General features: G+C 71.7%; 10 protein-coding genes and 1 pseudogene. 6 read left to right on the top strand and 5 right to left on the bottom strand.

From position 1 onward, the window contains the following. Positions 1–200: 200 nt before the first annotated feature. Positions 201–1,538: a serine hydroxymethyltransferase gene (gene glyA / locus ACSC1Q_RS24235; RefSeq protein ID WP_436760996.1), complete on the bottom strand. Its 1,338-nt coding sequence runs from the start codon at positions 1,536–1,538 to the stop codon at positions 201–203. A 305-nt stretch (positions 1,539–1,843) separates the two neighbouring features. Here glyA and ACSC1Q_RS24230 point away from each other — a divergent pair, with 305 nt between their 5' ends. The 4 genes from ACSC1Q_RS24230 (at position 1,844) to ACSC1Q_RS24215 (ending at position 8,001) form a co-directional block, all read left to right on the top strand. Continuing rightward, positions 1,844–2,452, top strand: coding sequence for a TetR/AcrR family transcriptional regulator (locus ACSC1Q_RS24230; RefSeq protein WP_436760995.1), 609 nt, complete (start codon positions 1,844–1,846; stop codon positions 2,450–2,452). Positions 2,453–2,703: 251 nt separating this feature from the next. After that, positions 2,704–4,437, top strand: coding sequence for an ABC transporter ATP-binding protein (locus ACSC1Q_RS24225; protein ID WP_436760994.1), 1,734 nt, complete (start codon positions 2,704–2,706; stop codon positions 4,435–4,437). A 95-nt stretch (positions 4,438–4,532) separates the two neighbouring features. After that, on the top strand, positions 4,533–6,443 hold the full coding sequence (locus tag ACSC1Q_RS24220; protein WP_436760993.1) for an ABC transporter ATP-binding protein: 1,911 nt from the start codon (positions 4,533–4,535) through the stop codon (positions 6,441–6,443). Between the two features lie 691 nt (positions 6,444–7,134). Beyond that, on the top strand, positions 7,135–8,001 hold the full coding sequence (locus tag ACSC1Q_RS24215) for an NAD(P)H-binding protein (RefSeq protein ID WP_436760992.1): 867 nt from the start codon (positions 7,135–7,137) through the stop codon (positions 7,999–8,001). A 153-nt stretch (positions 8,002–8,154) separates the two neighbouring features. Here ACSC1Q_RS24215 and ACSC1Q_RS24210 read toward each other — a convergent pair whose 3' ends face one another. After that, the gene (locus ACSC1Q_RS24210) at positions 8,155–9,102 is read right to left on the bottom strand and encodes a DUF2218 domain-containing protein (protein WP_436760991.1); all 948 of its coding nucleotides are present in this window, start codon (positions 9,100–9,102) and stop codon (positions 8,155–8,157) included. 123 nt (positions 9,103–9,225) lie between these two features. On the opposite strand from ACSC1Q_RS24210, the gene ACSC1Q_RS24205 reads away from it, so the two are divergent. Beyond that, complete coding sequence (locus ACSC1Q_RS24205; RefSeq protein ID WP_436760990.1) at positions 9,226–9,813, top strand: ArsR/SmtB family transcription factor; 588 nt, start codon at positions 9,226–9,228, stop codon at positions 9,811–9,813. Positions 9,814–9,937: 124 nt separating this feature from the next. Further along, the gene (locus ACSC1Q_RS24200; RefSeq protein WP_436760989.1) at positions 9,938–10,792 is read left to right on the top strand and encodes an NAD-dependent protein deacetylase; all 855 of its coding nucleotides are present in this window, start codon (positions 9,938–9,940) and stop codon (positions 10,790–10,792) included. A 265-nt stretch (positions 10,793–11,057) separates the two neighbouring features. On the opposite strand, the gene ACSC1Q_RS24195 is transcribed toward ACSC1Q_RS24200, so the two are convergent. The 3 genes and pseudogenes from ACSC1Q_RS24195 to ACSC1Q_RS24185 all read right to left on the bottom strand — a co-directional run bounded on the left by ACSC1Q_RS24195 (position 11,058) and on the right by ACSC1Q_RS24185 (position 13,471). Continuing rightward, positions 11,058–11,783, bottom strand: coding sequence for an HAD family hydrolase (locus ACSC1Q_RS24195; RefSeq protein ID WP_436760988.1), 726 nt, complete (start codon positions 11,781–11,783; stop codon positions 11,058–11,060). Positions 11,784–11,929: 146 nt separating this feature from the next. Further along, positions 11,930–12,951, bottom strand: a pseudogene (locus ACSC1Q_RS24190) (endonuclease/exonuclease/phosphatase family protein). A 61-nt stretch (positions 12,952–13,012) separates the two neighbouring features. Next, entirely contained in the window at positions 13,013–13,471 is a 459-nt protein-coding gene (locus tag ACSC1Q_RS24185) for a hypothetical protein (RefSeq protein WP_436760987.1), read from the bottom strand. Between the last annotated feature and the right edge of the window lie 43 nt (positions 13,472–13,514).

The raw sequence follows: 13,514 nt of genomic DNA, 5'->3' as shown, positions 1-13,514 counted from the left end.
ACCGGCGGATCGGAGCTCCCACTGGTGGGAGTGCGCGCGGCGGCGGGCGCAAGGCCCGCCCTACCCCGCCTTACACACCGCTAACACGGGATCCCGGGCACGGGCCCGGAAAGGGAACCAATGGCCGGGTAAGCACCCCGGACGGGACCGCCCTCCGACCGGACACACTTTCCCGGGAAGGTCTGACCGGTCACACGCCCTCAGGCGGGGTTGTCCACGGTGAAGCGCACTCCGGAGAAGCGGCTCCGCCACTCGGTGACCTCCGGCGCCACGGTGGCCGGGTCGACGTTCTCGTCCAGGCCCCGGGCGATGAACGAGGCCAGCTCCGGCATGTCCGCCCCGGTCATCCCGAGCCTGACGAGTTCCGGCGTACCGACGCGCAGGCCGTTCACGTCCCCCTCGACCGCCTCCGACGGCAGGCCGATGCCGCAGGCGAGGAGGTTGGCCTCGCGCAGCCGCCGGGCGGCCCGCTGGCCGCCGCCGTAGCGGTGGGCCATGACGGCGAACTGGTGGGAGCGGGTGCACCCGCGCTCGGCGGCGAAGATCGGGACCCCGAGGGCGAGCAGCTCGTCCGCCAGCCGCCGCGCGGTCGCGACCATCTCCCGCGCGTAGGCGGGTCCCACGGCCTTCCAGTCGAGCATCGTCATGGCGAGCGCCGCGGTCTTGCCCGCGTCGAAGTTCGCGGTCAGCCCCGGGTAGGCGATCGCGTCGAGCCGCTGGGCCAGCTCGGCGTCGTCGGTCACGACGAGCCCGCCCGCGGGACCGCCCAGGCTCTTGTACGTGCTCATGGTGATCAGGTGGGCGCCCTCGTCGAGCGGCTGCGGCCAGACCTTCCCGGCGATCATCCCGCACAGGTGGGCGGCGTCGAAGAGCACGCGGGCGCCGACCGAGTCGGCGACCTCGCGGATCCGCGCCACGGGGTGGTGGAACAGGTTGAGGCTGCCACCGATGGTGATCAGCTTCGGCCGTACCCGCACGGCGAGCTCCCGCAGGGCGTCGACGTCCACCGTGTAGCCGTCGGACGTGACGGGGGCGGGAACGATCCGCAGCCCGTAGAGGCCGGCCGCGCCCGGCTGGTGGTGGGTGACGTGGCCGCCGATGCTCGCCGGAGGGGCGATGATCGTGTCACCGGGTTCGCAGGTGGCCATGAACGTGTAGAGGTTCGCGAGCGCCCCTGAGCCGACGCGCACCTCGGCGTAGCCCGCGCCGAAGACCTCCGCGGCCAGTTCGGCGGCGACGATCTCGATCTGCTCGATCGCCTCCAGGCCCATCTCGTACTTCTCACCCGGGTAGCCCAGCGACGGCCGCGACCCGAGGTTGGCCGAGAGCAGGGCCTCGGCCCTCGGGTTCATGATGTTCGTGGCCGGATTCAGGTTGACCGACTCCACGTCGTGGATGCGATGGTTGTCGGCCACCAGCCTCTCGATCTCGTTCTGGACCGAGGAGGCGGTCTGATCCATCACGGCCTTCAGGACGGACTGGACGCGATCCTCGGTGGCGGCGGGCACCCAGGGGCGGTGGGCGAGGGCACGGGGCATCAGGTGATCTCCTGGTCGACAGGCAGACGGCTGTCGCGATGACGTCACGGTGTCTGCCACACGACGTTAGATCGCGGACGAAGCCCGGCGCATCGGGTGAAAGATGAGCTTTCTAGCTGCTTTTTCCTACATTTGCCGGAAAAAGAACTCGAACTTCCTCGGAAAAGATCACTTCTTCCACAGGGACCCCAGACACACCTCCCACCTCCCCGAACCGACGGCTCCACGCGCCCCCGCGAATCCGCGCAGCCGGAGCGCCTTAAATGAGTGAGCAGCTCACTCACTCATCGGTTAGGATGCCCGACGTGACCTCGACCTCACAGCGGGCAACCCCCCTCCCCCCCGACGAGCGGCGTGCGGCGCTCATCGCCTCCACCCTCTCGCTCGTGCTCGCCGAGGGCCCCGACGTGAGCACCCGGCAGATCGCGCAGGCCGCGGGCGTGGCCGAGGGGACGATCTTCCGGGTCTTCAGCACCAAGGACGAGCTCGTGAACGCGGCCGTGGCCAGCGCCTGCGACTCCTCCCCGCTGCTGGACGAGCTGGAGGCCATCGACCGTACGACCCCCCTGGACGTGCGGCTCGTCGCGGCGGTCGAGATCCTGCAGCGGCGCACCGCGCGCATCTTCCGCCTGGTGGACGCGATAGGCCTGAAGGCCGTCGAGGTCGGCCGCAACAGCCAGAACCTCTCCGAGGAGAGGGCCCTCATCGGGCGGATACTCACCGACCTGATCGAACCCGCCCGCGAGCGGCTACGCCTCGAACCGCGCGAGGCCGCGCACCGGCTGCACCTGCTGACCTTCGCGTTCACCCATCCCCGGCTCGTCGCGGACGACCCCGTGGCCGCCTCGGAGATCGTCTCCATGCTGCTCGACGGCGTGCGCCTGCACCCCGGCCCCCCCGAGCCGCTCCCCTGACCCGCCCCCCCGACCCGCTTCCCCGACGCCAGGGTCCTGACCTCCCGGCTCCCGGGCTCCCAAGCTCCCCCGACACCCAGCCCCGACGTCCTCCTTGACCTCAACCGAGGTTCACGTCGCAGGCTGACCCCCAACACTCCCCTGGAGGAGATCCCCATGATCCCGGTTACCGGGGCGACGGGCGAGACCGGCCGGCGGCCGGATCCCCGGCACGACGCCCCTCGCCCGGCCACCCCACGTGAAGAGTCCCCATGCTGACCCGCCTGCTCCGCACGTTCCTGCGCCCCTACTCGTGGGTGCTGACCGCCGTGGTGGTGCTGCAGCTGGTCGGCACCATCGCCTCCCTCTACCTGCCCAGCCTGAACGCCGACATCATCGACCGGGGCGTCGCCACCGGCGACACCGGCTACATCCTGTCCGCCGGAGGCTGGATGCTGCTCGTCTCCCTCGTGCAGATCGCCTGCTCGATCGCGGCGGTCTACTACGGCTCCCACGCGGCCATGGGATTCGGGCGGGACGTCCGCTCGGCCGTCTTCCACCAGGTCGGCGGGTTCTCCGCCAGGGAGGTCTCCCACTTCGGGGCCCCCTCGCTGATCACCCGCGGCACCAACGACGTGCAGCAGGTCCAGATGCTCGTCGTGATGACCTGCACGATGCTGGTCGCCGCGCCGATCATGGGCGTCGGCGGCATCGTCATGGCCCTGCGCCAGGACCTCGGCCTGTCCTGGCTCATGCTGGTCTGCGTCCCCGCGCTGCTGGTGTCGATCGGCCTGATCATCACCCGCATGGTCCCCCAGTTCCGCGCGATGCAGGACCGCATCGACCTGGTCAACCGGGTGCTGCGCGAGCAGCTCACCGGCATCCGCGTGGTGCGCGCCTTCGTCCGCGAGCGCGAGGAGACCCGCAGGTTCGCCGAGGCCAACCAGGCGCTGACCGACACGTCGCTGCGCGTCGGACGGCTCACCGCGCTCATCTTCCCGACCGTGATGCTGATCCTCAACGTCTCCAGCATCGCCGTGCTCTGGTTCGGCGCCGCGCGGGTGGACAGCGGCGAGATGCAGATCGGCGCCCTCACCGCGTTCCTCATGTATCTGATGCAGATCCTCATGTCGATGATGATGGCCACCTTCATCTCGATGATGATCCCGCGCGCCGCCGTCTGCGCCGAACGCATCGTCGAGGTGCTCGACACCGAGTCGTCGGTGACGCCGCCCGCCGACCCGGTGCGACAGGTGAACGGACGCGGCGAGCTGGAGATGCGCGACGTCGAGTTCCGCTACCCGGGCGCGGCGGCACCCGTGCTGTCCGGCATCTCCTTCCGCGCGACCGCGGGGCGGACCACCGCCGTCATCGGCAGCACGGGCTCGGGCAAGACGACGCTGATCTCCCTGATACCCCGGCTGTTCGACGCCACCTCCGGCACGGTGTCGGTCGACGGCGTCGACATCCGCGACCTCGACCCCCAGACGCTCTGGACGCGCATCGGCCTGGTGCCGCAGAGGCCGTACCTGTTCAGCGGCACCGTCGCGAGCAACCTGCGGTACGGCAACCCGGACGCGAGCGACGCGGAGCTGTGGGAGGCGCTGGAGGTCGCCCAGGCCCGCGACTTCGTCGAGGCGATGCCCGAGGGCCTGGAGGCGCCCATCGCGCAGGGCGGCACGAACGTGTCCGGCGGGCAGCGGCAGCGGCTCGCCATCGCCAGGGCGCTGGTCAGCAAGCCGGAGATCTACCTGTTCGACGACTCGTTCTCGGCCCTCGACCTGTCCACCGACGCGCGGCTGCGGGCCGCACTGCGCCCGCACACCGCGGACGCCGCCGTCGTCATCGTCGGCCAGCGGGTCTCCACCATCGCCGACGCCGACCAGATCATCGTCCTGGACGACGGCGTGATCGTCGGACTGGGAACCCACGACGAGCTGCTGGATTCCTGTCCCACGTACCTAGAGATCGTCGAGTCCCAACTAGCCGCGGAGACCGCAGCATGAGCGACCGGCCCACGACGACAACGCGACCGCGCCCCCCGGGCCCCCCTGCCGGAGGCGGCGGCTTCGGAGGCCGCGGCCCCTTCGGGGGAGCCGGGATGCCCGCGGAGAAGTCGATGACCTTCGGGCCGTCCGCGCGACGGCTGATCCGGCGCCTGGATCCCGACCGCCCGAAACTCCTCGCCGTGATCGCCCTCGCCGTGATCAGCGTGGTGCTGAACGTCGTCGGCCCGAAGATCCTCGGCTACGCGACGGACATCATCTTCACCGGGGTGATCGGCAAGCAGCTGCCCCCCGGCACGACCCAGGAGCAGGCGATCGCCGCCGCCCGCGCGTCGGGCAACGACAACTTCGCCAACCTGCTCGCGGGGCTGGACCTCGTACCCGGCCAGGGCATCGACTTCGGCGCGCTGGGCACGGTCCTGCTGTGGGTCCTGGGGATCTACCTCGCGGCGTCGGCCTTCGCCTGGATCCAGGGCTACGTGCTCAACGACGTCGTGCAGCGCACCGTGTTCCGGCTGCGCGAGGACGTCGAGGACAAGCTGAACCGGCTCCCCCTGCGGTTCTTCGACGGCCAGCCGCGCGGCGAGCTGCTCAGCCGGGTCACCAACGACATCGACAACGTGTCCCAGTCCCTGCAGCAGACGCTGAGCCAGCTGCTGACCTCGGCGCTGACCGTGATCGGCGTGCTGGCGATGATGTTCTTCATCTCGCCGCTGCTCGCGCTGATCGCGCTGGTCACCATCCCGCTGTCGATGGTCGTCACCGCGCGGATCGCGAAGCGCTCGCAGAAGCACTTCGTCGCGCAGTGGGCCCACACCGGCAGCCTGAACGCCCACATCGAGGAGGCGTTCACCGGCCACGAGCTGGTGAAGGTCTTCGGACGCCGCCCCGAGGTCGAGGAGGTGTTCAGGCAGCGGAACGAGGAGCTGTTCAAGGCCAGCTTCGGCGCCCAGTTCGTCTCCGGGATCATCATGCCGACGATGATGTTCATCGGGAACCTCAACTACGTCGCCATCGCCGTCGTCGGCGGTCTGCGGGTCGCCACCGGGTCGATGAGCCTGGGTGACGTGCAGGCGTTCATCCAGTACTCGCGGCAGTTCACCCAGCCGCTCACCCAGGTCGCCTCGATGGCCAACCTGCTGCAGTCGGGAGTGGCCTCGGCCGAGCGGGTCTTCGAGCTGCTCGACGCCGAGGAGCAGGCCCCGGACCCCGCAGCTCCGGTGCCTCCCACCGTCAGGCGGGGTCGTGTCGAGTTCGAGCACGTGTCCTTCAGCTACGACCCGGAGCAGCCCCTCATCGAGGACCTGTCCCTGGTGGCCGAACCAGGGCACACGGTCGCGATCGTCGGCCCGACCGGCGCGGGCAAGACCACCCTGGTCAACCTCGTCATGCGCTTCTACGAGCTGGACTCGGGCCGGATCACCCTCGACGGCGTCGACATCACCGCGATGCGCCGCGACGACCTGCGCTCGCACATCGGCATGGTGCTCCAGGACACCTGGCTGTTCGGCGGCACCATCCGCGAGAACATCGCGTACGGCAACCCGCTGGCCACCGAGGAGCGGCTCCAGGCCGCCGCGCGCGCCACGTTCGTCGACCGGTTCGTCCGCACCCTGCCCGACGGCTACGACACCGTGATCGACGAGGAGGGGAGCAACGTGAGCGCCGGGGAGAAGCAGCTGCTCACCATCGCCCGCGCCTTCCTCGCCGACCCGTCCCTGCTCATCCTGGACGAGGCGACCAGCTCGGTCGACACCCGCACCGAGGTCCTGGTGCAGCACGCCATGGCCGCGCTCCGCTCGGACCGCACCAGCTTCGTCATCGCCCACCGGCTGTCCACCATCCGCGACGCGGACCTCATCCTGGTGATGGACGCGGGGCGCATCGTCGAACACGGCACCCACGACGAGCTGCTCACCGCCGGGGGCGCCTACCACCGCCTGTACTCGGCGCAGTTCAGCGGCGCCGTCGTCACGGACGAGGAGGAGCCCACCGCCGTGCGCTGAACGTGACCGCGCGGCCCGGGGCCCTCCGATCCCGAGCCGCGCGGCCGTTCACCCCGGCCGGACCCGCCGCCGATCGTGGCTACTCGGGCGACGGCGGGCCGCCGGGAGCCAGCGCCCCCTCACCGGAGATCCGTAGCCACCACGCCCTCGGATTGGTCGGCCGGGAGAGAAAATCAGCCGCGTCCCGTCGGCGCCGGTCCCGGCTCTGGCCCCGGCCCGCGACCGTCGGCCGGAACCCGTCCGGCACGGCCGCCGGTCGTCGCCATCACCCGCGGCCCCGGCCGCCCGGCGGCTCAGGAGGGCGCGCCCCAGACCGGCCTGACCTCGACACCGGCACCCATCGGGCAGCGCGCGGCGATCTCCCCGGTGCTCGTCCGGCGCGGCCCCCCATCCGCTCCTCGGAGACCGAGTCCCGGTAGCCCTCGGGATCGAACAGCGACAGCATGAACCTCATGTGAACCTCCTCGTACAGGCAGGCGGTCGTGGACTCGTCGTGGGCTCCGGTTCCGGCATGGTGCGGAACACACCGGCAGAACGGTCTCCGGAAACAGCCGGCCTGCGCCATCCGGCCGGGAGGACCCGGCCCGCACCATGCCCCCTTGACCTTTCCCCTTGTCCTCGCACCCCTTGACCTCAACCAAAGGTGAGGTCGCAGGCTGGTCAGAACATCCCACCCACGAAGGAGAACCGCATGATTCTGGTCACCGGAGCGACCGGCAAGGTCGGCGGGCAGGCCGTGTCCCAGCTCCTCGACGCGGGTGCCGCCGTGCGCGCGCTGGCCCGCGACCCCGCGTCCGCCGCCCTTCCCGAGGGCGCCGAGGTCGTACGCGGTGACCTGGCCGACCCCGCCACGCTGGACGACGCCCTGGACGGTGTCGAGTCGGTGTTCCTCGTCTGGCCCACCCTCTCGGCCGACCACGCGGCACCCGCGACCGTCAAGGCGATCGCCGGACGCGCCCGCCGGATCGTCTACCTCTCCGCACGCGGCGTCCCCGACCCGGCGCCGGGCGCGCCCGAGACGGACCCGGACTCGATCCTCGGCTCCCACGCCCTCGTGGAGCGGCTGATCGAACGGTCCGGGCTGGAATGGACGTTCCTGCGGCCCGGCGGGTTCGCCGCCAACACCCTGATGTGGGCCTCGCAGATCCGGGACACCGGTACCGTCCGCTGGATCCACGGGGCGGCCTCCAGGGCACTGATCCACGAGCGGGACATCGCCGCCGCCGGAGTGAGCGTGCTCACCGGCACCGGCACCGGTCACGCCGGAGCGAGGTACGTGCTGAGCGGCCCCGAGCCACTGACCCAGATCGAGCAGGTGACCGCCATCGGCGAGGCCATCGGGCGGCCGGTCCGCTGGGAGGAGCTCTCGCCCGACGTCGCGCTGCGCGGGCTGCTCGACCAGGGCTGGCCGCCCGCCGCCGCGCAGGAAATGATCGACGCGCACGCGCGGATGGTGACCTCCCCCGAGTCGGCCACCTCAACGATGGAGGAACTCACCGGCAGGCCCGCCACCCCGTTCCGGCAGTGGGCGGCCGACCACGCCGACGACTTCCGCTGACACCCCCGGCCGAGCCGAGCCGACCCGTCGACCTACGCTGACACCTCCGGCCGGGCCGAACCATCGACTTCCGCCGACGCCCCCGGCCGGGCCGGCCCATGTCGCTTCAGGACATGGGCCGGGAGGCCCAGGCGGACGCGTGCGGGCGGCGGGTCAGCGGCGCCGGGCGATGGTCACCCCGTCGCGCACCGGCAGCATCACCGAGTCCACCCGCTCGTCGGCCGCGATCAGGTCGTTCAGCCGCCGCATCACCAGGTACCGCTCCTCCTGGTACGCGGGGTCGAGGACGCGTCCGCCGAGGAAGACGTTGTCCAGCACCACCAGCCCGCCGGGCCGCAGCCGGCGCACGATCTCCTCGTAGTACGCCGGGTAGCTTTCCTTGTCGGCGTCGATGAACGCGAGATCGATGAGCGGCTCGGCGTCGAGCGCGCGCAGCGTCTCCAGCGCGGGGGCGATACGCAAGTCGATCCGGTCGGCGACGCCCGCGCGCTCCCAGTACGGCCGGCCGATCGCGGTCCACTCCTCGCTGACGTCGCAGGCGAGCAGCCTGCCGCCGTCGGCCAGCCCACGGGCGATGCACAGCGTCGAATAGCCGGTGAAGACGCCGACCTCGACCGCGAAGCGGGCGCCGGTCAGCCGGGTCAGCATGGTGAGCAGCGTGCCCTCGTCGGGGGAGACCTGCATGCGCGCGGCACCGGCGGTGGCCTCGCGGGTGGCGACGGCCAGTTCCCCGAGGATGTCGTCGGCCGGCGTGTGGTGGCCGAGCAGGTACTCGCCGACGACGGGGGCGGTGGGCTCCAGCTCGCCGCCGTCGATCGGGGCGGTCCACTCGACGGTGAGCTCCTCCTGGGTGGCGAAGCGCACCAGGTGACGGGTGATCACGTCCAGGACCCGGGCCAGCGACTCGGCGTCGGCCGCGGCGGCGGTCAGCTCCAGCCGGTCCGAGGTGGGGGTGAGGGTGCAGGTCCCGTCGGCGAGCGTGATCGTGCCGCGGCCGTCGGGGGCGAGGGCGGTGGTGGCCTTGTGACCCATGTGCGAGACGAGCTGCTTGAGGTAGCGGGCGGAACGGTCGGTGGTGACACGGGCCGTGGCGAGGGGCATCGGACTCCTTGTGGGTCTCTCGGGTTAAGTGACGAGAATCCTCGCCACTTCCTCGATGAGGTGATTCTGGGGCCGCCACGGCGGAGTTGTCAAAAGCGTTTAGGATCCTGGACACTTTCGTTCATGGCAGAAGAACGGCCACCCGCGCACGGGAGCGGCCACGACCCGGACCACCGGCCCCTCGACGAGCGGGACCACCTCGTGCTGCGCTCGGCCGAGCAGTTCAAGGCCCTCGGGCACCCGGTGCGTCACCGCATGGTCAACGTGTTGCGCCAGCGTCCCGCGACGCTGCGGCAGCTCGCCCACGCGCTGGGGATGAGCAAGGGCACCATCGGCTATCACGTGCGCGTGCTGCGCGAGGCCGGGCTGGTCCTGCTGGCCGAGACCCGCCAGGTGCGCGGCGGCACCGAGCAGTACTTCGCGCTGGTCAGCCAGACCTTCAGGCTGCACCAGGACGCGGCGGTCGGCCCGGAGTTCCTGATCAACGCGGCACTCGGCGAGATGCTGCCGGCCGGGCCCGGCCAGGCCTCGCACACCGCGCTGCGCCACCTCTGGCTCACCGGCACCGAGGCCCACGCGCTGGAGGCCCGGCTGCGCGCGACGACCGCCGAACCGTGTTCGACGGATCCCACGCGCGGCGAGCCGTACGGGCTGCTGGTCAGCTTCTTCCGCGTCAACGTGCCCAGCCTGCCGCCGGACGACGAACCCTGACGCCCCGCGGCCCGCGCGGCCCGGAAAGATCGCCCCCGCCGGCCCGAGCCCGATCCGGACGGCCTTTTCCCGTTCGGCGGGGGCCTGAGGTCGCCCGGCGCGCGGGGTGGGGCAGCATGGAGGGGTGAGCGACGGTACGAGCACGCTGGCGGAACTACTGGCCGGGGGCGGCGTCCTGGTGCTGAGCGGCGCCGGGATATCGACGGAGTCGGGGATCCCCGACTACCGGGGGCCGGGCGGGACCCTGACCCGGCACACCCCCATGACCTACCAGGCGTTCACCGGCGACCCGGTGGCCAGGCGGCGCTACTGGGCCCGCAGCTACATCGGGTGGCGGACGATGACCGGGGCGGCGCCGAACAGCGGCCACCACGCGGTCGCGTCCCTCCAGCGCCGGGGCCTGGTGTCCGGCATCGTGACGCAGAACGTCGACGGCCTGCACCAGGCGGGCGGCGCCCGGTCCGTCATCGAGCTGCACGGCAACCTGCGGGAGGTCGTCTGCCTCGACTGTGGCGACTCCAGCCCGCGCGAGGAGCTGGACCGCCGCCTGACCCGGGCGAACCCGCGCTTCGGCGCCCTGCCCACCGCGATCAACCCGGACGGCGACGTCGAGCTGCCGGACGAGGAGATCGACGCGTTCCAGGTGGTCGGATGCCGGGCGTGCGACGGAGGGATGCTGAAGCCCGACGTCGTCTTCTTCGGGGAGACCGTCCCGGCTGAGCGGGTGCGCGAATGTTACGCGCTCGTGGAGGGAGCGCGCCTGCTCCTGGTCCTCGGGTCGTCGCTGACGGTCATGTCGGGCCGCCGGTTCGTGCTGCACGCCGCGAAGCTCGGCATCCCCGTGGCGATCGTGAACCAGGGCCCGACCCGGGGTGACGGCTACGCGACCCTCACCGTCGACGCCCCCCTGGGCACGGTCCTCCCGGAACTGGTCCGCCTCATCGACACCGGAGCGGTGCCCACCGGCTCGCCTCACTGATCCGCCGTACGGCCGGCGAAGCCGAGAACGCGGCCGGTGACCAGCTCGGGCGCCTCCTGCTGGCCGTCACCGACGAGGCCCTGGCCGCGCACCCCTTCCTGGTGACCCCGCCCCCATGACGTACACCCGGCGGAAACCCACGGCGCGCGCCCGGCGGAAACGCCGTGGTACGCGCCCGGCGGAAACCCCGTAGCGAACGCCCGGCGGAAATCCTTCGGTGGCGGGCCGGTGGCCGATGGTACGGGTCGTTACCGGCTCTCTCGGTCTAGGGGACGCCGCCCGGCCGGTCCGGCACGCCGAGCACGGCCCGTACGACGGTGTCGGTGTCGGCGAGGTCTCCCAGCACCAGCTCGGGACCGGCCTCGACCAGGACGCTCGCGTCGTTGAAGCCGGTGGCGACCGCGATCACCCTCGCCCCGCCCTCATGACCGGCGCGGACGTCGTTCGGCGTGTCACCGACCAGCACGGTGTTGCGCGCGGTGAAGGGCTCCCCGTACTTGCCGGCGGCGCGCCGCTGCGCCAGGGCCACCAGCGCGGCGCGATCCTCGTGGTCGGTGCCGTACGCGCCCACCTCGAAGTCCACGAAGCCGTCCAGCCCGAACACCGTGAGCTTCCCGATCGAGACCGGCTCGGTGTTGCCGGTGAGCACCGACTGCACCACGTCCTCGCGTTCCGCCAGCACCGCGAGCACCTCGCGTGCTCCCGACAGGGCCCGGCCGCGCTCCCGCATCACGGCCTCGCGCACGACGAACGCCTCGGCGAGGGCGACGTAGAAGGAGTCGAGGAGCCGGTCCGACACCTCGACCTCGTGCGCCTGGAAGATCTCGGAGACGATCGCCCGCTCGGTCCGCCCGGCCACCTGCACCGAGTGTTCCATCCGGCGGCCGGTGGTGGCGTGCAACGCGTGGTCATAGGTGTCGGCGGTGACACCGCCGGCGTCGATCAGCGTGTGGTCGATGTCCCACAGTACGAGCGTTCTCGGGGAGCTCACCGCCCGAGCATAACCAAGCCCGCGTCGCCGGGTCCTGACTGCACGGACAACACGAACAACACGAACAACACGGACGACACGGACGACACGGACGACACCGGCACAGGCGCGTCCACAGCCGTCGACCGGCACGCCTGTCCGGGGCGTCAGAGGTCGACGCGGGCGATGAGCGGCAGGTGGTCGCTGCCGGTGGCGGGCAGGGTCCAGGCGGCGACGGGGATCGCCGTACGGGTCATGACGTGGTCGATCCGGGCGAGGGGAAAGGCGGCGGGCCAGCTGAAACCGAACCTCTCCCGAGCCGAGACCATCCGGGAGGTGAGCGGGGCGAGGCCACGGTCGTCGAGTGTGCCGTTGAGGTCGCCCAGCAGAACGACCCTGTCCAGCCCCTCCGAGGCGACGGCCGCCCCCAGCCTGGCGGCGCTCTCGTCCCTGCGGCCGGACCCGAAACCGTCCGGCGGACGGATACGGATCGAGGGCAGGTGGGCGACGTACACGGCCACGTCACAGTGTGGCGTCCGCGCGGTGACCCGCAGCCCGCGGTTCCAGTCGGGCCCGACGTCCGCGGGCCTGATGTCCACCGGCCGCGAGTCCGCCAGGGGATACCTGGACCAGAGGCCGACGGTGCCCACGACCGCGCGGTGGGGGTGTCCGGACGCGAGGGCGTTCTCGTGGACGGGCAGGACGCCGGGCGTCAGCTCCTCCAGGGCGACGAGGTCGGCCCCGGCCCGTACCAGTGCCGGCGCGGTCCCCCCGTGGTCGGGATTCTCCTCGCCGACGTTGTGCTGGAGCACGGTCAGGTCGCCCGCCGCCCCCGGTCGGCGGGCAGCGCCCGCCCGCCGAAAACGGCGATCCAGACGGCCACGGGCAGCACCGGGGACACCGTCGCGAGGACCGAACGGCGCAGCAGCGCCAGCCCCAGCAGCACGGGAACGGCCAGCCCGCCCCAGGGAAGGAAGGTCTCCAGCAGGCTGCCGAGATTGCCCACGGCGTTGGGCACGACGGCGGGAAACGCCAGGAGCACCGCCACCGGCACGGCGGCCGACGCGAGAACCCACCCGCGCGGCCGTGGCCTCGCGGGCTCCCCGGCCGCCCCGGCCACGCTGCCCGGCACGTCCCACCCCCACACCCGGCGCACGGCACGACGGGCGTTCCCCTCCTCGACGTTCATACGTCCGACCGTACGATCACCGCGGCCTGGATTTCCCGCCGAAGAGCTGAAGAACGGACGGCTAGCCGGCCGCCAGGCGATCGGCGAGCCGCTCCAGGCCCTGCCTGATCATCCGTCCGTACCCGTCGTCACCGAGTGCGCCGACGACGGCGCGCCCTCGTTCGAGGTGGTCACGCGCCCGATCGAGGTCGCCGAGCCTGCGGTAGGCGTCGCCCAGGTTGAGGTGCAGGGAAGGGTGGAAACCGCTCGCGGGACCGGCGACACCCGCCTGCCGAGCCCGCTCGTCGGTCACCAGATCGGCCGCCTCCAGGGCGCGGAGGTCCCAGAGCAGCTCCTCCTTCACCTCGTCCTGGACGTCGGCCATCGAGTGGGCGAGGGCGCACCGGTGCAGGGGGTCGCCCGTCGCGCCGATCTCCTCCCACAGCTCGGAGAACAGCTCCCGGGCGGCCTCTCGCTCGCCGCGCCGCCCCAGCTCGACACCTTGGCCGATCCTGGCCATCGTCACATCGGGCTCGGTCATCCGGTCTCCTCGGCAGTCCTCAGCGAAAGATCGACAATGCTCG

The organism is Streptosporangium heterodermiicola (assembly GCF_051390675.1).
Taxonomy (GTDB): Bacteria; Actinomycetota; Actinomycetes; order Streptosporangiales; family Streptosporangiaceae; genus Streptosporangium.
Note: the sequence above shows the minus strand (reverse complement) of the source record. Positions and strands in the feature narration are given on the sequence as shown.